Below are 26,352 nucleotides of genomic sequence, written 5' to 3' on the forward strand. Positions count from 1 at the left end.
TTCCGTCAATTTCAATCATATTAATTTACAATTTTTTTCCTGTTTTCTTATGCAATTTTCACAATCAGTCATACTTATTCACTTTTTTATCCCCTTTCTTTCATATTCCGTCATTTATACTGTCTACCCTTTTCTCCTCTTTTTCCTTCCACAAAAAAAAGACACTCCTCCTTTTGAGAAATGTCTTTTGTGTCTAGTGTACAGTCTGCCCTTGATCTGCTTTTTTATACGCGTCAGACATGGAAGGCATCGATATCGATTTCCTCTTTTTGTTTGATTTCATCCAACACCCACCGTTCATTCCGGTACACAAACTTCCAATATTCAAAAAAAGCCTCGGGCCGGTTTTTTCCCCGGATAATTTCCCTGGTATTTTTATTTATGTAAAAACCCGTCATCTTTCCATGAATCAGATACCAGATAACATCCTGATCCTCTCCCTCTTCATCCTGCACGCCTACCGGGATGGCACTAAGAAGCTTCACTTTTTTCTGCACGACCTCTTCCCCACGCATATGCATCCACTGCAGTTTTACATTAAAATCCTTTTGCAGCCGTTCACTCATATAAGGCACGCCGTAAGTAACATCCATTCTTCTCCAGCATTCCTGAATCTGAAAATAGGATTCCTCCACCTGTTTCTGAACCTCTCGGTAATCCCAGTTTCTTCCGCTTTCGGAAAATACCGCCATGGCCCGGTGGGTACGGCGCCTTGCCCTGCGGGCTTTCAAAAGCAGCACTGCTGCACCGGCTCCTCCGCTTGCCACGAAAACTCCCAGTCCAAACTGCGCCGCAGACACAATATCAGAGGTTCCACCGCCGGAACTTCTACCGGAGTGATAGGAACTGCCTCCTGCACTTCCACCTCCTCCGCCTGAGCTTCCGCCTCCGCCGGCTCTTGCCCACACCGGCACGGCACAGAGGCAAAGAAGTATACACAAGATTCCCAATATCATTCCCTTTTTCTTCATACTAAAACCCTCATTGTGTTTCTGAAAACCCTGTTTTAAAGTACTCTGCAGGGGTGCGAAACTTCCATGGTTTCCACCTCCAAATCCGGTGTCATCTTCCGCAGCTCCTGTTTCATGTATTCCATAAAAATGTATTCGGTACCATAGTGACCTGCGTCGATGACCGCCACTCCCTGCGCCACCGCATCTATGGAGGAATGGTAATCCATATCTGCTGTCACATAAACCTGTGCCTTCTGTCGGAGTACCTCTTGCATCAGGCTCTTACCGGAACCGGTACAGACTGCCGCTTTGCGCACTTTCTGTTCCGGATTGCCATACAGCTTTACAAAAGGCAGGTCGTACTGCTCTTTCACAAATCTGCCGCATGCTTCCAAAGTCATCTCTTCGGGCAGCATTCCCACTCTTCCAATGCCTTCCCGGCGGTTCTCTTCTTCAAACGTAACCTCCAGTACCTGCCGCTTTGTGAGCTTCAGCAAATCTGCGCTGAGGTCTGCCATTCCCAGCACATCAAAATTCGTGTGCATGGCATAGTAACAAATGTGATTTTCTATGAGTTTCAAAATGCGTCGTCCGATAAAATCTCCGGCTGTTACCTGCTTCATTCCTGAAAAAATCAGAGGATGGTGGGTAATCATCATATCCGCCCCTGCTGCAATGGCTCTGTTTAAGGTTTCATCCGTCACATCCAGCGCCAGAAAGATTTTCTTTACCTCCCACTCTCTATCCCCTACAAGAAAGCCGGAATTATCCCAGTTTTCTGCAAAAGACACGGGATATTTTTCTTCTATTTTCTCTATAATTTCATTCGCCTTCATAATAAGCCAGCGCCTCTTTTCTCTGTGCAATTTCCTGCTGAAGTTCTGCAGTCCTCTTTTTTGCAGATTCTGTTTCTGATTTCTGCAGGCTTTCTAAAAGCTTTTCTGCCTTTTGCTGCTGCCCCTTCAGATACTGCTTCAAAACAGGGTGCTTCTGTCTTAGAAGTTCTCCGCCGTATACATATTCCACCTCTGTCTTCCAGGACATTTTCCCATGTACGGCTTTCATCATGGGATAATATTTTCCCTCTTCTTCTATCATGTCCTCCTGCACGATCCGGTATCCCTGCTGTGCCAGAAACTTGCGGAAATGGGCAATTTCGGACTGGGGCTGCAAAATCAGTTCCGAAATCTCCAAAAGAACCTCCCGTCCCTCCAAAAGAATCTTTTCCATTAAAGGACCGCCCATGCCAGCAATCACCACACTTTGGACTTCTCCTCTTTTCAGAGCCTGCACACCATCTGAAAGACGGGTTTCTATGTAATTTTCCAATCCCCATTCCCGAATATGAGCTTTTGCCCGCAGCAGAGGACCCTCGTTTACGTCCATGGCAATGGCCTTCGGAATCTGTTCCTTCTGCAGCAGATAAATGGGGATATAACCGTGGTCACAGCCTACGTCTGCCAGCACACAGCCCTTCCCCACAAATCCGGCAACGGCTTTCAGCCTTCTGGAAATTTGTAGTTCTCTCATACGATTCTTCCTTAATCCAGATAATCTTTCAGCTTGCGGCTGCGGCTCGGATGGCGGAGTTTTCTAAGAGCCTTTGCCTCAATCTGACGGATACGCTCTCTGGTAACGTTAAATTCTTTTCCTACTTCTTCCAGGGTTCTGGCTCTTCCGTCATCCAGACCGAAACGCAGACGCAGCACCTTCTGCTCTCTCTCTGTCAGGGTTCCCAGAACCTCTACCAACTGTTCTTTCAAAAGAGTAAAGGCGGCGGCATCTGCAGGAACCGGCACATTGTCGTCCTGAATAAAATCTCCCAGATGACTGTCTTCCTCTTCACCGATAGGGGTTTCCAGAGAAACCGGCTCCTGGGAAATTTTCAGAATTTCCCTTACACGGTCTACGGACATATTCATTTCCTTTGCAATTTCCTCAGGCTGAGGCTCTCTTCCCAGTTCCTGCAAAAGCTGGCGGGAAACACGAATCAGCTTGTTGATAGTCTCTACCATATGCACCGGAATACGAATGGTTCTGGCCTGGTCTGCAATTGCTCTGGTAATGGCCTGACGAATCCACCAGGTTGCATAAGTGGAAAACTTATATCCCTTACGGTAATCAAATTTTTCCACCGCTTTGATAAGACCCAGATTTCCCTCCTGAATCAAATCCAGGAACAGCATACCGCGTCCCACATAACGCTTTGCAATGCTGACTACCAGACGAAGGTTGGCTTCTGCCAGACGTTTTTTCGCACTTTCATCTCCGTTTTCCATTCTCTTGGCCAGAGTGATTTCTTCCTCTGCACTTAAAAGAGGCACTTTTCCGATTTCCTTTAAATACATACGAACCGGGTCTTCAATGCTGACGCCTTCCGGAACGGAAAGGTCAATGTTTTCCATATCTACTTCGTCTTCTTCGCTGAGATTCAAATCATCGTCATCCCCGATAATCAAATCGTCCATATCGTTGTCCTGAATCCGCAGCACGTCAATGCCGTTTGCTTCCAGGAAATCAAAGACCTTGTCCAAATGTTCCGGGTCCAAAGGAAAATCCTTAAAGAAATCATTGATTTCCTGATACTCCAGTACATTTTTCTTCTTTTTAGCCAGTTCCATGAGTTCTCCCAGTTTCTCACTGAATTTCGCCATGTTCATTTCCATAAATGTTCCATCCTCTCAATTCTTTACTCTATAAGTTTTTCCATGTGTTCTTACTTTTATCTGATTTTCTTCTATATGGTTTCCTCAATCAAAGGAAATATGCAGGGTAACTCTGCCCCGCTCCAAATCCTCCAGCCTTTTTCTGGCCTCTACGATTTGCTGCAGCCCTGCCAGGTCTGTCGGGGCCAGATGTTCATTCTTCCATGTAATGCTGTCCCTCTTTAAACGGCACACAGTTTCCAATACAGCCTTTCTGGCCTCTTCCTCCCCTTCCAAATGCAGGGTTGCATGAAAAAGGGCGGTGACTTCCTTCTGCTCCTCCGGGTCTGAAAACTGGTTCAGCAGTCTGGCGGGATTTACCTCTCCCTCCTCATGCTGCGCAAAGACCAGTTCGGCTGCCCGGTGATACAGAGGCGTGACAAAATCCTCCGGTGTGATGTAACCTGCAATGGTGTCAAACATAGAAGGATAAGAGGTCAGACAGGTCAGCATCAGCCGCTGGGCTTTGCGTCCGCCGTCCTCCCTGCTGTCCTTTTTCCCGCCTGTTTCCCGGATACGGGGTGTACGGGGCTGGGAAGACACAGCCGAAAGAGCCATATTGTTCACCATTTTTCGCAAGTCTTCAAATTTAATCTGATAAATACCGGAAAGACTTTCTATATAATTATTTCTCTCCAGTTCCTCCGGAAATTCCAGCAGCTTTCTGGCTATCTCCCGGAAAAATGCCGTTTTGCTCTCCGGGTCAGATAAATCATATTGTTTTTCTAAAACCCGTATTTCAAACAAAAACGCATTTTCTGCTTCCTCCAGGCGTTTCTCAAAGGTCTCTCTTCCCTCTGCTTTGATAAATTCATCCGGATCTTTATAAGGGGTCAGATTGACCACTCTCGGCCGGATTCCTGCTGCCTTTAAAATCGGAATCCCCCGAAGGGCCGCCTTCTGTCCCGCCTCATCGCTGTCATAAGTCAGAAGCACCTCTTTTGTATACCGGCTCATGAGGCTGGCATGCCCCGAAGTCAGGGCCGTTCCCAGAGACGCCACTGCATTGTTGAAGCCAGCCTGATGCATGGCAATGACATCCATATATCCCTCACAGATGATGAGATAGGGTTTTCTGGAGGTTCTGGCAATATTCAGCCCATACAGATTCCGGCTTTTATCAAAAACCTTTGTCTCCGGAGAATTCAAATACTTTGGCTTGGCGTCTCCCATAACACGGCCCCCAAAGCCAATTACCCGGTTGTTCACATCCATAATGGGAAACATGACACGATTCCAGAACTTATCCTGCATGCCTCTTCGTTCCTCGATATGAAACAGCCCTGACTCCTTTAAAAGCTCGTCCGTATAGCCCTTGCTCTTTAAATATTTGTAAAGCGTACCGGAATACTTGGGGGAATAGCCCAGCCCGAACTTTTTAATGGTTTCATCGGAAAGCTGACGGTTTTTCAGATAATCCAGTCCCTGCCTGCCACTTTCCTGCCAAAGCTGATAATAATAAAAAGAAGCCGCCCGCTTCTGTATCTCCAAAAGCCGGGACTTCAAATCTGCAGACGCCCTGGCCTCTTTGGAAAATTCCTCTTCCGGAAGCCTCACTCCGGCCCGCTCTGCCAGATATTTTAATGCCTCTACAAAATTGTAGTTTTCATATTCCATAATGAAGGTGAAAACATTTCCTCCTGCCCCGCAGCCAAAGCAGTAATACATCTGCTTGTCCGGGCTGACGGAAAAGGAAGGGGATTTCTCATTGTGAAAAGGACACAGTCCGAAATACGAACTGCCCTTTCGCTGCAATTTCACATATCCGGAAATCACATCCACAATGTCATTTTTCATACGGACTTCCTCTATGATTTCATCGGAATAATACATACTGCTCCCTCATTTCTACTGCCCTTTTCCAGGAACGCTCCAGCCTCTGGGAATAAAGATATCCCGAAATTTTTCTAAAGAATACTGGTCTGTCATTCCTGATATATAATCACATACTACTCGCTCTTTCGGTTCCTCCTCATACAGAAGTTTCCGATATTCCTCCGACATTTTCTCCGGATATCTGCTGTAGTACAGATACAATTCTTCCACTACATGCTCTGCCTTTTCTTCCTCTCCCTTTGCCACAGGGTTCAGATACACATCCTGAAACATCAGGGCACGGATATCCCGAAGCCCCTCCTCGATTTCCGGTGACATGGAAATCCGGTCTTTTCCCTGACTGTGTTCCACAATGTCATGGACAAAGGTATTCAGCCGTTCCCTGGTGGTATATCCCAGCAGCATGCGAAGGGTAATAGGAATATCATCTTCCGTAATAATCCCCGCTCTCTGGGCATCGTCCATATCATGGTGAATATAGGAAATCTTGTCACAGTAGCGCACCACCTGTCCCTCCAGGGTGTGAGGCGTACCGCTGGTTCTGTGATTTAACATCCCGTCCCGGACTTCCCGGGTCAGATTTAACCCTCTGCCGTCCTTTTCCAGACGCTCCACCACCCGGACACTCTGTTTATAGTGGGCAAATCCCAGAGGGCATACCCGGTTCAGTGCCCGCTCTCCTGCATGCCCAAAAGGCGTATGACCCAAATCATGGCCCAGGGCAATGGCCTCTACCAAATCTTCATTTAAGCACAGCGCCTTTGCCACGGTTCTGGCTGTCTGAGAAACTTCCAGGGTATGGGTCAGACGGTTCCGGTAATGATCCCCCTGGGGCGCTAAAAACACCTGGGTCTTGTCTTTCATTCTGCGAAAAGACTTGCAGTGGACAATCCGGTCCCTGTCCCGCTGGTATACAGTTCGTATATCACATTCCGTCTCCTGCCGGTCCCTTCCCTTAGAACGGATACTGCAGGACGCATAGGGATTTAAAAACTGCAGTTCCCTTTGTTCCATTTGCTCGCGGATATTCATAGGCAGTCACCTGTCTTTCTTCAAAAGAATCTTTCACAATAATTATTTCCGATTCCTTGGCGATTTCCTTTTTTTCTTTTCAAAAAACCCATTATTCTTTATAAGCTTCCCGCAAAAGTGCAATTTCTCTGGCATATCCCTCTAAATCATTGGGCGTTTCCAGATAAAAAGGCAGATGCGAAAGGGCCGGATGGTTGATGACACGGACAATGGCTTCCAGCCCGATTTTCCCTTCCCCGATTCTGGCATGGCGGTCCTTGTGGCTGCTCAGGCCAAACATACTGTCATTTAAGTGAACAGCCCTTAGCCGGTTCAGTCCGATAACCTTATCAAATTCTGTCAGAACACCGTCCAAATCCGTTACAATATCATAACCGGCGTCATACACATGGCAGGTGTCCAGGCACACGCCCATTTTTTCCTGCAGTTCTACCCTGTCCAGAATTTCCCGCAGTTCTTCAAAATTTCTTCCCACTTCGCTGCCCTTCCCCGCCATGGTTTCCAAAAGTACCGTGGTACTCTGATCCTTTTTCAGCAGTTCATTGAGCATTTGGGCAATATAGGCAATGCCCGTCTCTGGCCCCTGTTTTACATGACTGCCCGGGTGAAAGTTATAGCAGTTTCCCGGCGTGTATTCCATTCTCTGCAAATCGTCCCGCATGATGTTTACTGCAAATTCCCGCACACTCTCATCTGCGGAGCAGGCATTTAAGGTATAAGGCGCGTGGGCCAGAATCTGCGCAATCCCCTGCTCTTTTGCTTTTTTATGGAAAATTTTTACATCTTCGGGATTGATTTCCTTTGCTCTGGCGCCCCTGGGGTTTCTGGTAAAAAACTGAAAGGTATTGGCATGGATTTTCTCCGCCTCCTTTGCCATGGCGGTATAGCCCTTTGCTGATGATAAATGACAACCAATAGTCAGCATCTGATTCCTCCTTGTGTTGTTCGTTTTGTATTTACAGTTTCAGAAAGAAACAGAGCTTGCTGCAAAATGCAGCAGCTCTGTTTAGCTGCAGGGATTTACCCCCCCCGCACATATTTATCTCGAAATCGGGAAAGACAAACGTATCCGCCCAGGTTTCAAACTCTTTTAAGGGCAGGGGTCTGGAAAAATAAAAACCCTGTATCACATCACAGTGCATGGAGTTCACATACGCCAGCTGCTCCTGTGTTTCAATCCCCTCTGCTACGGTTTTTATATGCAGGCTCTCTGCCAGTTCCTGAATACATGCGATGATACTTCTTGCCTTTTCGCTATGCAAATCCAAGAAAAACGAACGATCCAGCTTCAGTACATCAATGTCAAAATCCTTCAACATAGTGAAAGACGAATAGCCTGATCCAAAATCATCCAGAGAACAAAGAAATCCCTGCTCATGCATAATCCGGATTCCCTCCTCCACCCTGGACAAATGAGCATGCTCCAGAAACAGCGTCTCTGTGACTTCAAATTCCAAAAGTGATTTATCCACCCTATAATCATCTGCAATACGGATAAAATCTTCCATAAAATCTTCTCTTGCAAAATGACTTCTGGAAAGGTTTACGGAAACCGGATATAATTTTTTCTTCTCCCCTTCCCTCTGCTTCAGCCATCTGCAAACTCTTTCAAAAATATACTTTTCCAATGCCTGGATTTTTCCGCTGTTCTCCAAAAGAGGAATAAATTCCGAAGGCGGCAAAATCCCTCTTCCCGGATAATCCCATCTGACCAGTGCTTCAGCTCCCTTAATTTTTCTTTGCTGCAAGCTGACTTTGGGCTGCAGATATACCTGAAACTCTTCATCAGCCAGCGCTTGGACAAAGCGGTTATTCATTTCTCTTTCCCTCTGCTGCTTCTGTGCCACCTCACAATTATAAAAAGCGCACTTTCCCGCCTCTTTTGCGGTCTGGCTCTTTAATGCAGCTCTTGTCTGGTCCTGAATCACAGTGATATCTGTCCCGTTATCTTTCACAAAGCTGGCGCCCAGACGAAATTTCACTCTATACCTGGGCAAATCCGTATATTGAAAAGAATTGATTTCCCTTATAATTTTCTCCATCTGTTTCTGGAGCTTCTGTGGTTCTCTTTCCTTCAGGCAGAGAAAAAAATGATCCATTTCTGTACGGGCGGCAAACTCATATTCCTCTTTGTCCAGAAATTTTTCGATTACCGTGTAGAAATATCGCAGCATTTTGTCTCCATTCTGCTTTCCCAGGGTTTCATTAATCTGTTTAAAATCCACAGAATCCATGAAAACCAACGCATACTGATCAGCCTTTTGTTTTCTGCACAGTTCCTGATAGCGCATGGCAAACTCCATTTTATTAATGCCTCCGGTAATTTCATCTGAAAACGCCAGCTGCTCCAGTCTTTTTCCGCTTTCGTTATAACTCTTAAAAAGCAGAAAAAAGAGGATTCCAAAAACCAAAAAACTAATAGCCAGTACCCCTGTCATTTTCCCTATACAGGCCTCCTGCTTTCTCATATACAGCATACCGTATAAGCCATACCCTATAATTCCCAGCGCAAGAATACCCAGAACCCAGAGGTAGTACTTTATTTTCTTTCTTGCCCGGGAAAGTCTGTCCACATATCCCTTCCGCTGCTTTCTGTAAGATTTTATCTTTCTTCTGTCCTCTCCCGTCCATTTTGTGCGGAGCCTACTTTTTCAGGTTTTCTCCCAGACCGCTCTCTACTGCCTGCACAGCAGCCCGAAGGGCTTCCTTCTCGTCTTTTCCCTCACAGGTTATTTCAATCTCCTGTCCCTGGCGAACGCCGGCCGCCACAATACTCAACAGGCTTTTCAGATTCACCGTACCCTTTACATTATTTTTTTCATATTGAAACTGCACAAGCGCATCATATTTCAAAATACTGTTTGACAAAACCGTAGCTGTTTTCAAGTGCAGTCCTGACGGATTCAGGATTTTCACTTTCTGACTTACCATATGCCATCCCTCCTTTTCTTTTTCTTTCACAACCCTTTACCTGATGCCAAGGGCTGCCTTTGCCAGAGCATCCACTGCCTCGTTCAGTTCCACTCCGCTGTGTCCCTTTACCTTGTGGAAGACAACCTGCACGTTTTTTAAACTGTCGAAGTACGCTTTATAGCGGATGGTTCCCGGTCTATTGCGTTTCCACTCTCCCGTGGCCCAGGACTCAATGCCCTGATAATCGTAATACAGGTGCAGAAGGGGAATTTTGTGTTCCTCACAATATGCCATGGCTGCCATAGCCCCCTCCAGCTCTCCTGCCACATTTCTCATACTGATATCCTCAGTTCCATAAAAAGCCTTGCTCATTTCTATCTTTTTTCCCTGCCAGAGCAGAATACAGCCATAAGAATATCCCTTCTTTGCCGCATCAAAGCTGCCGTCCACATAAGCCGTACAGCCCTCGGATTCTTCCTGCTCTGCAGGGGAAACCTTTCCCGTCCCCTGCGTAAGATACTGCTCTGCTTCCTGCAAAGTGGGAAAACTTTTATACTGCGCTCCCGGAAATCCATTCACATTTTTTCTGCACTCCTCCCAGGTGAGAAAAATTCCCGTTGTCTTTCCTTTTTTTACTGCATAAACTTTTTTTGCCATGTGTCCTACTCCCGTCCATTCTCCGGCCGGAACCCTTCAAAAATCCAGGCGTCAAACTGTCCTCTGCAGCGTTCCAGCTGATTTTTGCTCTTTACGGTCCAGGCATAAGCCGGACACCGAAAGAGATGTCTGCATATCCATAAGGATACTGCATGCGGACTTCTGCAGTCATAAGCAATAAAGTCCGGTTTCGTAAGGAAATTTAAGAGCAAATGCCGCAGGATGTAATACTGCGGCTTGCGCCACCCTTCTTCCTTCTGGTAATTCATGGAAAGCTGTCCCCTGCACACCTGGGGCCTGTGTTTCCGATACCACAAAAGCACCTGGGGATGAAAGGATTCTATACAGTACGCTCCATGATACTGTTTCAATATTTCATCGGTCTTTTCACAGATTTTGCTCTTTTCTTTGTATTTCAGTTCAATAATCAGAGGTACTTTTCCATCTACCACCTTCAGCACCTCTGTCAAAAGAGGAATCCTCTCTTTTGAAAAAAAGATAGGGTACTGCTGCAGTTCTTCGTAAGTGCATGCGTCCACTTCTTTCTGCACATTGCAGTTTCTCCGCAGATGAAAGTCGTGGGTCACCACGACCTGGTTATCCCTGGTAAGCTGCACATCCAGTTCAATCCCATACCCTGCTTTCACTGCTTTTTCAAAAGCCGCAAGGGAATTTTCCGGCGCATTTCCGGCATTGTTGTGCAGCCCTCTGTGGGCATAATATGTCTCCCGGCTCTTCTGCGGTCTGTGAAATATTCTGGGCATAACAAGCGCCAGATAACCCAGTCCTGTATACCCCATAATCTTCTTTTTGTTCATATGCTAATCCTCCACATCAAAATGCTCTAAAACACTTTTCTTTTCCTGTGGTCTGCTGTCCCCGTGGTGTACCATACTCATGGTCACCATGGCCATGCAGGTGAAAATGCAGGCATAAGGGAAAAGTACACGGTAAGATATATGCTGCATGAAAAACCCCGAAAAAACAGGGGTAAATATCTGGGCAGCCATGGAAAAGGTGTAGTAGACACCTGTGTATTTCCCCACATCTCCCAGAGAGCAGATTTCCACTACCATAGGAAGGGAATTGACACTGACAGAAGCCCAGCCCATGCCAATCAGCACAAAGCCTATATTAATAGCAGGATGATACACCGGGAAAAAAGCTGCCCCCAGATAGCTGAGGAGCAAAAGCACCAGACCTCCCTGGATACACTTTTTCCTTCCGAATTCTTCCGACAGAAAGCCAATGGGAATATAGCTGACAATGGCTGCTGCGGTGGCTATCATCAGGCAGTCCGCAAACCCGCCGCCCTCCAGCTTCCACACCTTTACCGCATATCTGGAAAAGGCAGTCGTCACGGCATTATAAGCAGTAAACCAGAAAAAGATGGAAAGCAATATCATATACAGACTTTTCTTCACTGGTTTTGGAAGTTCGCTGGTATGGGCTGCAACAGCTTCTCCCTGTTCTTTTTCTTCCTGTATCTCTTCTGCTGCAATCTGTGCCGCCAGCTTTTTCTCTCTCACCGTAAGCAGCAAGAGCAAAACGGCCGCTGTCATAATAAAGGCTACGCCTGCAAAAACTCCCGTATAGTCCGGACGGCTGCCGTCTTTTACCAGAAAACGAATCAGCAGCAGCGTATACACACCCCCTACCGCTCCCATAAGATTAATCACTGCATTGGCCTTGCTTCGCAAATGCTTAGGTGTCAAATCCGGCATCAAAGCCACTGCCGGAGAGCGGTAAAGTCCCATGGAAACCAGCAGTACGGCCAGACAAACCACAAACACAAGAAAATTTTCTGTCCGGTCTGCCCCCGGCAGTATCATCAGAAAAACAATCGAGATACCCGTTCCTGCCAGTATAAAAGGCGTCCTCTTTCCCAGAGGCGTATCCGCCTTGTCCGAAAGAGTGCCGAAAAAAGGAAGCAGAAACACAGCCAGCACATTATCCGCGGCCATAATCATTCCCGTGAAAGTTTCATTCAAATGAAACGTATTCTGCAATATCAGCGGAATGATATTGTCGTACATCTGCCAGAAAGCACAGATGGAAAGAAAGGCCAACCCGATAAAAAAGGTGCGGCGGTAATTCAGTTTTTCCATAGTATTCCTCCCCCATAAATTCCCGAAAACAGGAATCCTTTTCTGTAATACGTTTATTTTATCATAGCAGGGCGAAAAAGCATAGAAATTTTTCTTTGCACAGCAGAAAAAGTGCAGCCTCTGTAAAAAGCTGCACTCTTTTGGTTACTTTCTGTATTCTGTTTTCTGTCTTATCAGATTCTTGCCACACCTGTTTTTTTAGCAGCTTCTGCTACAGCCTTTGCTACAGCCGGAGCTACTCTCTTGTCAAACGGATTCGGAATGATGTAATCCGGAGACAGTTTATCCTCTTCTACCAGCTCAGCGATGGCATAAGCAGCTGCCACTTTCATTTCATCGTTAATGTCTTTAGCACGCACATCTAAAGCGCCGCGGAAGATACCCGGGAATGCCAGTACGTTGTTAATCTGGTTCGGGAAGTCGCTTCTTCCGGTTCCCACAACAGCTGCACCTGCATTTTTCGCCAAATCCGGCATGATTTCCGGTGTCGGATTTGCCATTGGGAAGAGGATTGGTTTTTCTGCCATGTTTCTTACCATTTCTTCCGTTACTGTTCCCGGAGCGGATACACCGATGAAGACATCCGCGCCTTTTAATACTTCCTCCAGAGTTCCTTTTTCCATGTTCTGGTTGCAGATTTCTGCCATTTCCTGTTTCTCAGCGTTTAAGTTTTCACGACCTTTGTAGATAGCGCCCTGTCTGTCGCACATCACCACGTTTTTCAGTCCCAGGCTTACCAAAAGTTTGATAATGGCAATACCGGCTGCACCTGCCCCGGAGGTTACCACTTTAATTTCATCCAATTTTTTGCCTGTTAATTTCAATGCATTGATCAGCGCTGCTGCAGTTACCACAGCAGTACCGTGCTGGTCATCGTGGAAAATCGGAATATCACAGCATTCTTTTAATTTTCTTTCGATTTCAAAACATCTCGGTGCAGAAATATCTTCCAGGTTTACACCGCCAAAGCTGCCAGCCAGAAGACTTACGGTTTTTACAATGTCGTCTACATCTTTGGAACGTACACACAGCGGAAAAGCGTCTACATCGCCAAAAGTTTTAAACAGCGCGCATTTTCCTTCCATAACCGGCATACCTGCTTCCGGTCCGATATCACCCAGTCCCAGAACGGCGGTTCCGTCTGTGACAACGGCTACCATGTTGCCGCGGCGTGTGTATTTGTAAGACAAATCCACATCTTCTGAAATTTTCAGACATGGCTCTGCAACGCCCGGTGTATAAGCAACGGACAGTTCTTCCGGTGTCTCGATTTTTGCTCTGCTGATAACTTCAATTTTTCCCTGCCAGTCTTCGTGCTGTTTTAATGCAAATTCTTTTTTATCCATGGTTTTAATCTCCTTTTCTGATGTTTTACTGTTCTTTTACCTGTGCCCAGAAATCTTTCAAAAGCTCTACGGAACGGTTCATAGCTGCTTCTTCTTCCTCATTCATAGGAATTTTGAAAGCTGCTTCAATGCCTTCCCAGCCCACACGGCATGGAAGGGATACGGCAACGCCTGCCCACTTGCCAAAGCTTTCGTCCAGCATATGTGCTACCGGAAGAATTGCGCTGTTGTCCTTCATAATGGTTTCTACAATGGTGGAAACCGCCATGGCCACACCATAGAAGGTTGCGCCCTTTAAGCCAATAATTTCTGCACCGCCGTTTTTGGTATGTTCTGCCAGTTCCTCTTTGTCAAGAGTAATTCCAACCTGCCTTGCGTACTCTTCCAGAGGAAAGCCTCCTACCGTTGCAGAGCTTAACACAGCCACCTGGCTGTCTCCGTGCTCTCCTGTAATATAAGCCTTTATATCCTCTACATTTACATGCAGTCTGGAACTTAAATTATAGCGAAGTCTTGCGGTATCCAAAGAGGTTCCGCTTCCGATAACCCGGTTTGCCGGAAGTCCTGATGTTTCCAGAACCGCCATGGTAGTAATGTCTGCAGGATTGGATACCACCAGAATCAACGGATTTTCCGCACATTTCATAATGTTCTCTGTAATGCTCTTTACAATGGATACATTGGTTTTTGCCAGTTCCAGACGTGTCTGTCCCGGTTTTCTGGCAATTCCTGCTGTGATAATGATAATCTGTGCATCCCGGCATTCCTCATAACCGCCCTGTCTAACCCAGACCTGCTTGTGGAAACTGGTTCCATGGGCAATGTCAATGGCCGCTCCTTTTGCCCGGTCTTCATTGACATCAATCAGTACAATGTCGTTGGCCTGTGCTCTTACCATCAGGGTGTAGGCAATGGCCTCACCTACATTCCCTGCACCTACTACTACAATTTTGTCTCTATGCGTATTTTTCATTTTTCTCATGCGCTCCTTTTTCTTTTTATGCCCTGCCCTTTTCGCTGTGCTGCAAAAAAGGCGGCGCTCTTAAAGCGCTCCGTATAGTGCTGGTTTCCCTTGGCCGAATCCATCCGCAGTTCTGCTTACTATAGCTGCAGACCTCCTCTGGCTTCTTCCGTCCCCCCGCTTGCTGCCATACAGCCTGCTGCCCAAACGTAGCTTTCCCTTTTTTCACTCCGTAGAGGAGATGTTTTACATCTCGATGTACCAGAGCATGTCCTACAGGTCTCGTCCGTCGTTCCAATCCTTCTTCTGCGCTTTCCTGCTCTTTCGGCTGTACCGCACTGTCCTGTATACAAAAAATGGTGGTCTGTGCCAACAGAAACACAGAAAGAAATGTCCACGTCAGTACCTGTTTTCTGCCCTTCATGTGTCCACCCCTTTCTCTGCTTTTATGCACAACCACCAAATTCCTCTTTGTTAAAAAATTCACTTTTTAGGAAATTCTAACATAAAGTCTTGAGAGTGTCAATTCTTCTTTTTATTTATTTTACCCTTTATCTGCTCTCCAAATCTTTCTGTATTCCCTCCAAAAAAGGAACCATAATACTGCCTGTCCTCTGCAGAAACCACCGGGGCGAAAGTTCGCTGTATTTGAAGTGTTTCCTTCCCCCATTCTGCCCCCGTTCCCAAAAGGCATACATCTCTTGAAAAGGCATGTAATAGATTTCATCTCTGTGAGAAAAATAGAGAATCAAAAAAGCAATCCCCTGCTGCTTCTCAAAGTCTTTCATAAACTCCACCTGATGAGCATGAATATTCTGCAGGGGAAAATTATCTGTGCAGCACTCCTTTGCGTCAAAACACACTGGAATTCCCTGGACAGCCCCAATATAGTCCACCGTACTTTTCTGGTCAAAATAGGCCAGGGTAATGTGACGGCTGTTCTGGTCAATGCGCACCGGCGTAATGGGGGTGGGCACTTTCTGAATCAGCGCCAGCTTTTTCTCCCTGTACTGCTGACAGGTTCGGTTAATCAATTCCTCTAAGGTAGAGCCGCGAAGCCCTCTGGAACTCCATGTAGCCATAATGCCGCCTTTCTATTTCAGAACCTCAATGCCCGGAAAATACCGCAGCACTGCCTTTCCCAATATCTTTTCTTTCTTCACATAGGGATTGTCCCACATACGGGAATCCCTGGAATTATTCCGGTTGTCCCCCAGCATGAAATAACAACCCTCCGGTACAGTGTATGGTCCAAAGTTTCCCACAGGGGTTTCAGGGGTAAAGCTGTCATCCAAAGGCGTATCCGAACCATTGATATACACCTTTCCTTCCCGGATTTCCACGGTTTCCCCTGGCAGACCGATAACCCTTTTGATAAATCTCTGACTTTCATCATCCGGATACTTAAAGATTACAATATCAAATCTCTCCGGATCGTCAAACAAATAGGCCAGACGGTTTCCGAAAATCCGGTCCCCGGTCATAATGGTGTTCTCCATGGATTCTGAGGGAATCACCGCATTAATCAGCAGGAAATTGTCCACCACCAAAACCACAATGACAACAAAAAGTATCATTTTCACATACTCCCACAGTTCCTTCCACAAAGATTTTTTCTTAAATGGTTTGCTCATAGCTTCATCTCCCTTATGTTTATCCCTTTTAGCACCTGCTGAAACAAGTCGGGTACCGGTGCCGTCACTTCTTTTCCCGCCAGATTTTCCAATCTCTTTTCGGACTTTGGAAATTCCAGCTTCCAGGCATGCAAAAGCTGATACTGCACCCCATATTTTTGGCAATACTTCTCATTCACCCTGGCGTCCCCGTATTTAAAGTCTCCGATAACCGGATGCCCCGTACCTGCCAGATGGCTTCGGATTTGGTGGGAACGTCCGGTTAAAAGCTGCACCTTCAAAAGCGTATCCCCATTATCCCCCACAGCCAGCGGCTCGTATTTTGTCTCAATGGGCAGACTTCCCTCTCTTTTCCGGCTGCACAGGGTCACTTTGTTCCGCTTCTCATCTTTCCACAGATACCCCTTAATATGGGCTGCTTCCCGGATTTCTCCTTTTACCAGAGTCAGATAATATTTGTGCATACTTCTCTCCTGAAAACACCGGGACAATTCCTGCAGACCCTGTACGGTTTTCCCGGCCGCCACCAGACCGCTGGTATTTCTGTCCAGACGGTTGCACACACCGGGACGGAAAGTCCGCAAATCCTCTTTGGTAAGGCTTCCCGTCTCCAGCAGATATCCGGTGAGATATTCCACCAGAGAAACATCCTCCTTTTCTGCTTTCTGAGACAGCATACCCGCCGGCTTGTTCACAAAAAGTACCTGTTCATCTTCATAAACAATATCCAAAGCCGTTTTTTCTCCCTGTTTTACCTGTCCGCAAAATTTTTCCAGCGTTTCCTCGGAAAAAAACAGCTTCACCACATCTTCTGTTTTCAGTTTTTCGCTTCCGTCTGCCTTCTTTCCGTTTAAGGTAATATTTTTCTTGCGGAGCATTTTATAAATAAAACTTTTTGGAGCTTCCTTTAAATACTTACCCAGAAATTTATCCAGCCTCTGTCCGCTTTCCATTTCTTTTATGATTAACTGCTTCATACTTTCTCCTACAGGGAAATTGCGTGAATCACCCGCATGATTTTCCCGTTTCTCGTCAGATTGGGTTCTGCCGGGTCCGGACGGAATTTTATGTCTTTTTCCAGCGATTCCCTGTGTTCCCACATGGAATCCAGACGGGACGTGTAATCCCCAAGTCTGGTGAAAATTTTCACGCTGACATAAAAACCGTTCTGCCGCAGAATGTCCTGTATATGTTTTTCTGTAAAAGCCGTATCCGTCTTTGCTCTGCTGGTGTATCCCACAACCGTATTGCCGCACACAGCAATGGAATCCACGAAAGACTGTTTCTCATAGGCGGAAATCACCAGTTCATAGGAACAGGTCAGTCCCTTTTTATGCTTTTCTATCTGTTCGTAGTCTTCCCGTTTCATGGGCTTCTGCATATACATCATAATCATGCCCACAGCAAATTTGCACGCAGGAAGACAGGCAACTACAGCTACAACAGTAAAAACGGTATTTCTCGTTCTGTGAATATATAAACCTGTAAAAAATACCAGAAGGGGGGCAAGAAGCGCCAGTATCGTATACAGGGTCCTCTTTTTCTGCTGGCTTTTGATATAACCGTAATCGCCCTTCTGTATTTTCTGTTTTGTTTTACTCATGTTTTCTATGCTCCTCTTTTGTCTCCATACATACACCTCATAATCATCCTGTGCGGAACTATTTTGCAGAAAATTCTGGTAGCCTTCATGGAAATGCCGTACACGGAAAGTTCTCTGCCTCTTTCAGCATCCTTTAAAGCTTTTTTTACCACCTTTTTTGCAGAAGCAATAAAGGGTTTCTTGTATGCAGGCATCTGCTCTTTTCCGCCCATCTTATCCAGAAACGGCGTATCCACCGGTCCGGAACACACTGCCGTTACTCTGGCGCTTCTCTTTAGTTCCACGTTCAGAGCCCTGGCAAAGCTGAGTACATAAGCTTTTGAAGCCGCATAAACCGCAAAACCCGGCTGCGGCACAAAAGCCGCGCCGCTGGCCAGTAAAAGAAGGTGCCCCTTTTTGCAGTAGGGAAGACAGAGTTTTGTCACCGCAGTAAGCGCCGTGCAGTTTAACTCAATCATGTTTTGCAAATCAGACAAACCGGTTTCTTCCACGGTTTTCTGCACTCCTGCTCCGGCGCTGCACACCAGCCAGGCTATCCTGGGACGTTCCTGTCTCAGAGCTGCTGCCAAAGTATCTAAATCCTTTGGACTGGTAATATCCAATGCAAAAACCCTCACCTTGGAAACCTCTCTTTGCAGTTTCTCCAGTGCTTCCCGATTTCTGGCTATTGCCCACACTTCTTCTATGAAAGGCTTCTGTTCTCCTATCTGCCGGACAAATTCCGTTCCCATGCCACAAGAGGCTCCGGTCACCACCGCAATGGTTTTTCCTGTTTCCATTTTCTCACCTTCCACCTGATTTTTTCTTATGCACATTTCGTATGGATTTTTTCTTTCTGCCGTTTTCCCTGCTGTTTACCTGTTTCTTCTGAAAATCCCGGACATGTTCTTTCTCCGGTTTGCCTTTTCCGCCTCTTGGCCGAATCAGACATTTTTTATCAAAACCAATCAAATCGCTTCTGCCGCTCTTTAAAAGGGCTTCTTTTACCAGTTCATAGTTTTCCGGATTTTTGTACTGGAGAAGGGCTCTCTGCATGGCCTTTTCCCTGGCGCTTTTCGGTACATAGACCTTTTCCCCGGTTCTGGGGTCCAGCCCGGTGTAATACATACAGGTAGACATGGTAGACGGTGTGGGATAGAAATCCTGCACCTGCTCCGGCATAAAGCCCATATCCCGCACATACTCTGCCAGCTTCACAGCCTCCTTTATGGTACAGCCCGGATGAGAGGACATGAGATACGGCACTACAAACTGTCTTTTCCCGGATTTCTCATTGGCCCGCTGGAATTTTTTCAGAAACTCTTCGTACACCTTATGTTCCGGTTTTCCCATATAGTACAACACCTGGTCGGATACATGTTCCGGCGCTACTCTTAACTGTCCGCTGACATGATAAGCAGCCAGTTCGTTTAAAAATTCCGGCGAAGGATCTGCATTGACATAGTCGAAGCGAATACCGGAGCGGATAAACACTTTCTTAATTCCCGGCAGATGGCGCAGCTTCCGAAGAAGTTCCAGGTAATCCCTGTGGTCTGCCTCCAGATTTTTGCAGGGCTTTGGAAACAGACACTGCCGGTTGGTACAAATCCCCTTTGTCATCTGCTTTTTGCAGGAAGGGTGACGAAAATCTGCTGTAGGGCCGCCCACATCGTGAATATACCCCTTAAAGTCCGGCTTCTCTCTATAACTTTCGGCTTCCCGCAAAATGGACCCGTGACTTCTGGTCTGGACAATCCTTCCCTGATGAAAAGCCAGAGCGCAGAAATTACAGCCGCCAAAGCAGCCCCGGTTGCTGGTGATACTGAACTGAATCTCTTCAATAGCCGGAATTTTCCCCTGCTTTTCATACATGGGATGATATGTTCCCATATACGGCAACTCATAGACCTCATCCATTTCCTTCTGTGTCAATGGTTTTGCAGGGGGATTCTGTACCACAAACCCTTTCGTTCCATAGGATTCTGCCATCACCTTTCCGGTAAAGGGGTCTGTATTCTCATACTGAATCCGAAAACTCCCGGCATAGGCTTCTTTTTTTGCAGATAACGCTTCAAAAGAGGGCAGCAAAATCCCCTCCGGCGCTTTTTTTGCCTTATACACCGTCCCCGGCACAAAAGTAATAGAACTTACAGGAATTCCCTTATCCAGAGCCTCGGCAATTTCCAGAATACTGTGTTCTCCCATACCGTAAGAAATCAAATCCGCTCCGGAATCCATAAGCACAGAACGTTTCATGCTGTCTGACCAGTAATCGTAATGGGCCAGTCTGCGAAGAGAAGCCTCAATGCCCCCCAGAATCACCGGCGTGTCCTTATACGTCTGACGAATCAGATTGCCGTAAACCGTCACCGCCCGGTCCGGGCGCAGCCCCATCTGTCCGCCCGGAGAATAGGAATCCTGCCTTCGGTGCTTTTTCGCCACGGTATAGTGGTTCACCATAGAATCCATATTTCCTGCAGAAACCAGAAAGGCCAGCCTGGGCTCTCCAAAAACGGAAATGCTCTCTTTTTTCCGCCAGTCGGGCTGGGAAATAATACCTACGGAATACCCCCGGCTCTCCAGAAGACGGGTAATAATGGCCGCTCCAAAGGAGGGATGGTCTACATAAGCGTCTCCGCTGATATAGACAAAATCCGGCTGCCAGATGCCTCTCTCTTCCATTTCCGCTCTGGTGACAGGCAAAAATTCTCTGCTCATACACACGCTCCTTTTTGTGCTTCATTTTCCAGAACTTCCAGATAATCCTGCACATACCAGTCCGCCAGTTCCCGCTTCTGTCTCTCCTGCTTTTTACTGTAAGCGTCTTCTATGGCACAGACTTTCATGCCCGCCCGCTTTCCGGCCAGGATTCCCATGGGAACATCTTCAAACACCAGACAGTCTTCAGGCGCTGCTCCCAATCCCTGAGCAGTTTTCAGGTATACATCCGGCGCAGGCTTGCTCTTTGGCACCTCGCAGCAGGTGGTAATACAGTCGAAATACGCTTCTATATTATGTGCTTTTAAAACCTCTGCAATCAGTTCCCGGCTGTTGCTGGAACTGATTCCCACAGAAATTTTCCGCTTCTTTAATTCTTTCAGAAATTCCAGAGCCCCCGGTTTTAGGGGAACCTCATGACAATATTTTTCCCTGGACATCAAAAGCCAGGTCTCCTTAATTTCTTCCAGGGAATCTTCTATCTGAAACCGCTCTTTGAAAAACTTTGCAGTTTCTGTAAATCCCATGCCTTCCAGTTCATCCTGAAAAGCCTCTAAATCTTCCGGTATGGAAACTTTTTTTGCCGCCAGATATTCCATGTCAATGGACTTCCACATCCACATGGAATCCACCAGTGTGCCGTCCAAATCAAAAATAACGGCCTTTATGTTCTCAAGCATGTTCCTTCAACCTCTCTATTTCTTCCTGAGTTAATTCCCGGTACTCTCCCGGCTGCAGCTTTTCGTCCAACTGCAGGCTGCCCATGGACAGCCGCTTCAAATACACCACTTCATTGTCCACAGCCTGAAACATTCGTTTCACCTGATGAAATTTCCCCTCCCGGATGGTCAGCAGTACCTGGTCTTTTTCTCCCTGATACCAGTTAGCTGCGGCAGGCAGAGTTTTCTCTTTTTCTCCAATATCCACGCCGCTTTCCAGCTGTTTTAATTCTTCTTCAGACACCGAATACCGCAGCTTTACCAAATAGGTTTTATCTACATGTTTTTTCGGCGCCAGCAGATTGTGAGCCAGTTCCCCGTCGTTGGTAATCAGCAGTAAACCTTCCGTATCCTTATCCAGCCGCCCTACCGGAAACAAATCCTTCCGTTTTTTGGAGACAAGCAAATCCAGCACGGTTTTGTCCCGCTTATCCTCTGTGGCAGACACCACGCCCTGAGGTTTGTGCAGCATATAGTAAGAAAACGTTTCATAAGCCAGACACTTACCGCCGGCCGCCACCCGGTCTTCTTCGATGTCAATTTTATAGTCCGGAGTCTTTACAATTTCCCCGTTTACCGTCACGCTTCCCTTGCGAATTTGCTGCTTTACCTGGGAGCGGGTGCCAAGACCCATATCTGCCAGATATTTATCCAGTCTTATTTTTCCCATTACTGTAATCTCCAACCTGCATAATACTTGTTCTTCAAAATGCCCCTGTCCAGCTTGCCAAAGCCCAGCGGAAAGCCGTCCACACACACTAACTGCCAGCCTTTTGCCTGTGCCGGCTCCTGCTCGGATACTTCTATGGTCTCTCCCTTTAAATACTTTACAGTACGTACATCGTCTCCGGAAAGCCAAATGCAGGAAGCAAAGGTTTCCGGAGAGAGAGCCATAGCCAGAGCCTGGCTGGGTTCAAAACGATTTTTCTTGATATCCCCCAGATACAGCCCGGTGCGCAGATAGCGAAGTCTGGGCATCTGCACCTCTTCTGGCAGGAAATACAGCCGGTCTTTTTCTATCTGAAAACGGCCCTTGTTAAAATCCAGAGATACCAGTTTTAAAAATTCCTCCACACAGGCAGGCAAGTCTGTTTTTTTCTTCTCACCTGCTGCCTTTGCACCATTCCTGTCCTCCTCTTTGAGTCCTTTTTTCCGCAAAAGCGCAGCAAAATGTCCTTCTCCCGGCATTCTATGAGGAAAAATACGGATACAGGAAGCCAACTGCCGATTCACTTCCTCCGAAACCTCTTCCAGAGGAAATCCATGGACAAAGCCTTCATACCATACCGGAGTAACCACCTCCATATCCTCTCTTCTGCTCAAAAGATGGGCAATCACTTCCTCATTTTCCTTTTTGGAAAATGTACAGGTGGAATACAGCAGCATACCGCCGGGACGCAGCATTTGGGCCCCCTGCTCCAGAAGTTTCTTCTGAATCTCAGCATAGTAAGCGGGCGGTTTTTCCTCCCAGTATTCTGCCATTTTAGGCTCTTTATGAAACATGCCTTCCCCGGAACAGGGGGCATCAATTAAAATCTTGTGAAAAAATTCCGGAAACTGCCTGGTAAGCTTTTCCGGGTCTTCGCTGGTAACGTAAATATTCGGAATTCCTGCCAGTTCCAGATTTTTAAGCAGCGCCTTGGCACGGCTGTTGCTGATATCATTGGCAAGCAAAAATCCTGTTCCCTTCAGCTTCGCTCCCAGTTCCGTGGCCTTTCCCCCCGGCGCGGCACACAAATCCAGCACATAGTCCCCAACTTCTACGGGTAGACGGCTGGCCGGTGTCATGGCGCTGGGCTCCTGCAGATAGTAAAGCCCTGCAAAGTAATAAGGATGGCGGGAGGGCGGCTGACTGCTCTCCCTGTCTATGTAGTATCCGTTCTCTATCCAGGGTACCTGCTCCTTTCCAAAAGGAGTCATACTCTCCCACTTTTCCTTTGTCAGCTTATAAGTGTTCACTCGCATTCCCTGCCTGAGAGGCTGTTCATAAGTCTTCAGATACGCCTCAAATTCCTGCCCCAAAAGGCCTCGCATTTCTTCTTCGTAATCTTTCGGCAACTTTATCATTTTATTGCATTTCCTCTATTTCCTCGTATGTAAGCGCCTGAGCCCGGTACCCTTCCGCCAGAATATCCAGCTCCCTGTGGAACCGCTCCAGCTGCTCCAGCTCTCCGTTTTTGTAAATCCGGTAAAATTCATCCTGTATTTTCGCCACTTCCCGCTGATTCGAATAGTGGTACAGATTTTCTATGTTATTCAGAATATCCGCCACCAGATTGGACTGGTGCAGCATGGAATTCTGGGCGTCCATAACCTCGTTTCGCACGGAAGACATTTCCGCATCCAGCTGCAGAATGGAATCTGCAGCCCGGCTCAGCCTCTTCGCCAGATGAGGCGGCATATTGCCCTTGTATTTGTACTGCAAAGAGTGCTCAATGGTGGCCCAAAAATTCATGGCCAGCGTTCTTATCTGGATTTCCGCCCGGATTTCCTTACGTCCGTTTAAAGTTTCTGTGGCGTAGAGGATAATCATATGGTAACTGCGATAGCCGCTTTCTTTCATGTGAGTCACATAATCTTTTTCCTCCAGCACCTGCATATCACTGCGCCTGCGGATTAATTCAGCTACCTTCTCAATATCCTCATAAAACTGGCAGATAATACGGACGCCTGCAATATCCTCCACCTTTTCCTCCAATTCATCCCAGGAAATGTTTTTTTTCTGCATTTTCTCCAGAATGCTGTTAATGGACTTTACCCGTCCGGTCACCTGCTCAATAGGGGAATACAGGTCTTTTTCTTTGTGTTCTTTTTTCAGCTGATTAAATTTCATGACCAGTTCCTTCACTGCAAGCTCATAAGGAATCAGCAGTTCGCGCCATAAACGTATTTCCATAAAACATTACTCCTTAACTATATCCATAAAGTATAGCATATTTTTTTTCTTTTTAATAGAAAAAATTTTTCTGCCTTTTCTGTAAAAACTGCAGCACCGGATATGGATTCAACGCATGGTCTTCCTCTGTCTGTGTCCGCACATAAATACCCAGGTGCAAATGCGGTACAAATTTTCCTGCAGTTCCTTCTTCCCCGTATCCCGTATCACCCAGAAACCCCAGGACTTCTCCCGCCTTTATCTGCTCCCCTGTCTGAAATTCCCGCGCATAAGAAGACAGATGAGCGTAGTAGAAATAACCGCCTCCGGGACTTCGGATGCCGATTCTGTATCCGCCCAGAGGCAACCATCCCACCTTTTCCACGATTCCGTCAGTCATACTGAGAATGGGATAATATCCGCTTTTTTCCTCTCTGCCGAAAATATCACAGCCTTCGTGCAGCCGTTCTCCCTGAAATGTCCGCCTGGCATGCCAGGAATTTTCAAAGAAAAACTGCTGTCCCTGCACCTCTTTTCGCCCGGCTGCGGGAAAATACTGCAAATCTTCCCAGAAAATACCATAGAGCCTGATTTCTTCTGCCGGAATTTCCAGCCGCTCCAACATTCTCGTAGGAATCCCTCTGTCTCTCAAATCCTGCAAAGACGTTTTTTCTCTCAGATGCCCTGCCGTCTGCGTGTCCAGAAACAAAAGCAGGCACAGCCCCAGCAGCCATTTTCGCACAAAAATTCCTCCGTCTGCCCACAGTTTTACCTTACATATCATTCTATGTGCCTACGGAGGAATTTATGACTTTTTAAGCCCTTATTCTTTTTAATACTTCCAGAAGATACTTCCAGACCCTTTCCACTGAGGAAATGGACAGCTTCTCTTCTGTGGTGTGAATGTTCTGCATATCAGGTCCCAAAGACACGCAGTCCAGACCCGGAATTTTTTCATAAAAGAGACCACACTCTAAGCCTGCATGAATAACCTTGACCTCCGGCTCTTTTCCATACATTTCCCTGAATACCTCTGTCATAACAGGACGCAGGCTGGAATCCTGACGGTATTCCCAGGCCGGATAATCTCCTTCGATATCAAAGCTGCCGCCCAGAAATTCTGTAAGATATGCAATTTTATCTGCCAGAGCCTGTTTTGCGCTTCCCACGGAGCTGCGCACACTGGCAGTTCCGCACAACGCTTCCGGTGTCAGACTGGTGATTCCCAAATTACAGGAGGTTTCTACCAAATCCTCGATAAAACCGCACATTTTCTGGATACCGTTTGGATAATGCAGCAGAAAGAACAGCACCTTTTCCTGACTCACCGGGTGCAGAACCGGCTCTGTGCCTTCACCCAGAGCTTCCACGGTTACCGTAATACCTTCGTCACTTCCGGTGTATTCTCTGCGGAGTGTTTCCGTAAAGGTTTCCGCATAAGCACCCAGCGCTTTTCCGTCTTCTGCATCCGCCAATACCAGCGCCTCTGCCTTCCGGGGAATAGCATTGTCTTTCTGTCCGCCTGTAAGTTCCGCCAGGGCATACTCTGCCCCGCCTTCTGCCTCATGAAGAAATCTGGCCAGAAGAATGGTTGCATTTGCCCGGTTTTTATCAATTTCCGCACCGGAGTGCCCGCCTTTTAAACCGGATACGGTAACCTTCCACTTCTCATTTGTATACTCCTGATACCGTACGGGAAGTTTGGATACTGCTGTCATGCCGCCTGCACAGCCGGCCCACAGATATCCTTCCTCCTCCGAATCCAGATTCAGCAGATACTTTGCCTTAAGAGGCGCAGTATCCAGCGCTGCCGCGCCTAAAAGTCCGATTTCCTCATCCACAGTAATCACTACTTCCAGAGCCGGGTGCTGCAGTGTGTCATCCTCTAAAATTGCCAGGACATAGGCCACGGCAATACCATCATCCCCTCCTAAAGTAGTATCTTTGGCATAGATAAAATCGCCGTCAATTCCCAGCCGCAGCGCATCTTTGGCAAAATCATGACTGCTTTCCAGTTTTTTCTCACATACCATGTCCATATGTCCCTGCAGCATAACCACAGGCGCTTTTTCATAACCTTCTGACGCGTCCTTAAAAATTACCACATTGTTGCTTTCGTCCTGTATATAGCGAAGTCCCCGCTTTTTCGCAAATTCCACCAGATAATCACTGATTTCCTTTGTATTTCCCGAACCATGAGGAATTTTTGTCAGTTCCTCAAAATAATAAAAAACTCTCTTTGGCTCTAAATTTTCTAAAACTGCCATTTCTGTTACCTCCTGCTGTTTTTCTATGATTCATTTTTACACATTC

27 protein-coding genes are annotated in these 26,352 nt (G+C 46.8%); all 27 read right to left on the minus strand.

Annotation, left to right across the window (positions count from 1 at the left end; genetic code table 11):
- Positions 1-233: 233 nt before the first annotated feature.
- The 27 genes from WKT17_RS03425 to WKT17_RS03555 all read right to left on the minus strand — a co-directional run bounded on the left by WKT17_RS03425 (position 234) and on the right by WKT17_RS03555 (position 26,306).
- A complete protein-coding gene (locus WKT17_RS03425; protein WP_173749105.1) occupies positions 234-971 on the minus strand; it encodes a TIM44-like domain-containing protein in 738 nt (245 codons plus the stop codon).
- A 35-nt stretch (positions 972-1,006) separates the two neighbouring features.
- A complete protein-coding gene (locus WKT17_RS03430; protein WP_173749106.1) occupies positions 1,007-1,789 on the minus strand; it encodes a Nif3-like dinuclear metal center hexameric protein in 783 nt (260 codons plus the stop codon).
- Positions 1,776-2,483 (minus strand): tRNA (adenine(22)-N(1))-methyltransferase, encoded by a 708-nt coding sequence (locus tag WKT17_RS03435; RefSeq protein ID WP_173749107.1) that lies wholly within the window; start codon positions 2,481-2,483, stop codon positions 1,776-1,778. The genes WKT17_RS03430 and WKT17_RS03435 overlap by 14 nt, the downstream gene beginning before the upstream one ends.
- An 11-nt stretch (positions 2,484-2,494) precedes the next feature.
- Positions 2,495-3,619, minus strand: coding sequence for an RNA polymerase sigma factor RpoD (gene rpoD, locus WKT17_RS03440; protein WP_173749108.1), 1,125 nt, complete (start codon positions 3,617-3,619; stop codon positions 2,495-2,497).
- A gap of 84 nt (positions 3,620-3,703) precedes the next feature.
- Positions 3,704-5,491 (minus strand): DNA primase, encoded by a 1,788-nt coding sequence (gene dnaG, locus WKT17_RS03445; protein ID WP_173749109.1) that lies wholly within the window; start codon positions 5,489-5,491, stop codon positions 3,704-3,706.
- A 15-nt stretch (positions 5,492-5,506) separates the two neighbouring features.
- Positions 5,507-6,526 carry a deoxyguanosinetriphosphate triphosphohydrolase gene (locus WKT17_RS03450; protein ID WP_173749110.1) on the minus strand — a complete coding sequence of 340 codons (1,020 nt, stop codon included), beginning with the start codon at positions 6,524-6,526 and terminating at the stop codon, positions 5,507-5,509.
- 91 nt (positions 6,527-6,617) lie between these two features.
- Positions 6,618-7,451, minus strand: a complete 834-nt coding sequence (locus tag WKT17_RS03455) for a deoxyribonuclease IV (protein WP_291682141.1) — start codon at positions 7,449-7,451, stop codon at positions 6,618-6,620.
- A gap of 31 nt (positions 7,452-7,482) precedes the next feature.
- Positions 7,483-9,099, minus strand: a complete 1,617-nt coding sequence (locus tag WKT17_RS03460) for a putative bifunctional diguanylate cyclase/phosphodiesterase (RefSeq protein ID WP_340271844.1) — start codon at positions 9,097-9,099, stop codon at positions 7,483-7,485.
- Positions 9,100-9,169: 70 nt separating this feature from the next.
- On the minus strand, positions 9,170-9,457 hold the full coding sequence (locus WKT17_RS03465; protein WP_173749113.1) for an HPr family phosphocarrier protein: 288 nt from the start codon (positions 9,455-9,457) through the stop codon (positions 9,170-9,172).
- Positions 9,458-9,493: 36 nt separating this feature from the next.
- On the minus strand, positions 9,494-10,096 hold the full coding sequence (locus WKT17_RS03470) for a ribonuclease H family protein (protein WP_291682145.1): 603 nt from the start codon (positions 10,094-10,096) through the stop codon (positions 9,494-9,496).
- Positions 10,097-10,101: 5 nt separating this feature from the next.
- The gene (locus WKT17_RS03475; RefSeq protein ID WP_173749115.1) at positions 10,102-10,914 is read right to left on the minus strand and encodes a glycerophosphodiester phosphodiesterase family protein; all 813 of its coding nucleotides are present in this window, start codon (positions 10,912-10,914) and stop codon (positions 10,102-10,104) included.
- Between the two features lie 3 nt (positions 10,915-10,917).
- A complete protein-coding gene (locus WKT17_RS03480) occupies positions 10,918-12,204 on the minus strand; it encodes an MFS transporter (RefSeq protein WP_173749116.1) in 1,287 nt (428 codons plus the stop codon).
- A 173-nt stretch (positions 12,205-12,377) separates the two neighbouring features.
- A complete protein-coding gene (locus WKT17_RS03485; protein WP_173749117.1) occupies positions 12,378-13,550 on the minus strand; it encodes an NAD(P)-dependent malic enzyme in 1,173 nt (390 codons plus the stop codon).
- A 25-nt stretch (positions 13,551-13,575) separates the two neighbouring features.
- Positions 13,576-14,523, minus strand: coding sequence for an L-lactate dehydrogenase (locus WKT17_RS03490; RefSeq protein ID WP_294461560.1), 948 nt, complete (start codon positions 14,521-14,523; stop codon positions 13,576-13,578).
- A 25-nt stretch (positions 14,524-14,548) separates the two neighbouring features.
- Positions 14,549-14,935 (minus strand): hypothetical protein, encoded by a 387-nt coding sequence (locus WKT17_RS03495; protein ID WP_291682151.1) that lies wholly within the window; start codon positions 14,933-14,935, stop codon positions 14,549-14,551.
- A 127-nt stretch (positions 14,936-15,062) separates the two neighbouring features.
- Positions 15,063-15,593: a Holliday junction resolvase RecU gene (locus WKT17_RS03500; RefSeq protein ID WP_173749120.1), complete on the minus strand. Its 531-nt coding sequence runs from the start codon at positions 15,591-15,593 to the stop codon at positions 15,063-15,065.
- A 12-nt stretch (positions 15,594-15,605) separates the two neighbouring features.
- Entirely contained in the window at positions 15,606-16,145 is a 540-nt protein-coding gene (gene lepB / locus WKT17_RS03505; protein ID WP_291682152.1) for a signal peptidase I, read from the minus strand.
- The gene (locus WKT17_RS03510) at positions 16,142-17,122 is read right to left on the minus strand and encodes an RluA family pseudouridine synthase (RefSeq protein ID WP_173749122.1); all 981 of its coding nucleotides are present in this window, start codon (positions 17,120-17,122) and stop codon (positions 16,142-16,144) included. The genes lepB and WKT17_RS03510 overlap by 4 nt, the downstream gene beginning before the upstream one ends.
- 8 nt (positions 17,123-17,130) lie before the next feature.
- Positions 17,131-17,748, minus strand: a complete 618-nt coding sequence (locus WKT17_RS03515; RefSeq protein WP_173749123.1) for a hypothetical protein — start codon at positions 17,746-17,748, stop codon at positions 17,131-17,133.
- A gap of 5 nt (positions 17,749-17,753) precedes the next feature.
- A complete protein-coding gene (locus tag WKT17_RS03520; RefSeq protein WP_340271846.1) occupies positions 17,754-18,527 on the minus strand; it encodes an SDR family NAD(P)-dependent oxidoreductase in 774 nt (257 codons plus the stop codon).
- 4 nt (positions 18,528-18,531) lie between these two features.
- Entirely contained in the window at positions 18,532-20,445 is a 1,914-nt protein-coding gene (locus tag WKT17_RS03525; protein WP_291682155.1) for a YgiQ family radical SAM protein, read from the minus strand.
- Positions 20,442-21,125 (minus strand): HAD family hydrolase, encoded by a 684-nt coding sequence (locus WKT17_RS03530; RefSeq protein WP_173749126.1) that lies wholly within the window; start codon positions 21,123-21,125, stop codon positions 20,442-20,444. The genes WKT17_RS03525 and WKT17_RS03530 overlap by 4 nt, the downstream gene beginning before the upstream one ends.
- The gene (locus tag WKT17_RS03535) at positions 21,118-21,834 is read right to left on the minus strand and encodes a pseudouridine synthase (RefSeq protein ID WP_173749127.1); all 717 of its coding nucleotides are present in this window, start codon (positions 21,832-21,834) and stop codon (positions 21,118-21,120) included. The genes WKT17_RS03530 and WKT17_RS03535 overlap by 8 nt, the downstream gene beginning before the upstream one ends.
- Positions 21,834-23,228, minus strand: coding sequence for an RsmF rRNA methyltransferase first C-terminal domain-containing protein (locus tag WKT17_RS03540; protein ID WP_445291963.1), 1,395 nt, complete (start codon positions 23,226-23,228; stop codon positions 21,834-21,836). The genes WKT17_RS03535 and WKT17_RS03540 overlap by 1 nt, the downstream gene beginning before the upstream one ends.
- A 4-nt stretch (positions 23,229-23,232) precedes the next feature.
- A complete protein-coding gene (locus tag WKT17_RS03545; RefSeq protein WP_173749129.1) occupies positions 23,233-24,060 on the minus strand; it encodes a GTP pyrophosphokinase in 828 nt (275 codons plus the stop codon).
- A 52-nt stretch (positions 24,061-24,112) separates the two neighbouring features.
- A complete protein-coding gene (locus tag WKT17_RS03550) occupies positions 24,113-24,823 on the minus strand; it encodes a M23 family metallopeptidase (RefSeq protein WP_173749130.1) in 711 nt (236 codons plus the stop codon).
- Positions 24,824-24,854: 31 nt separating this feature from the next.
- A complete protein-coding gene (locus tag WKT17_RS03555) occupies positions 24,855-26,306 on the minus strand; it encodes an aminoacyl-histidine dipeptidase (RefSeq protein ID WP_173749131.1) in 1,452 nt (483 codons plus the stop codon).
- Positions 26,307-26,352: the final 46 nt, after the last annotated feature.

Origin of the sequence: Blautia sp. HCN-20427, assembly GCF_037890365.1 — a bacterium.
GTDB lineage: Bacteria > Bacillota > Clostridia > Lachnospirales > Lachnospiraceae > Blautia.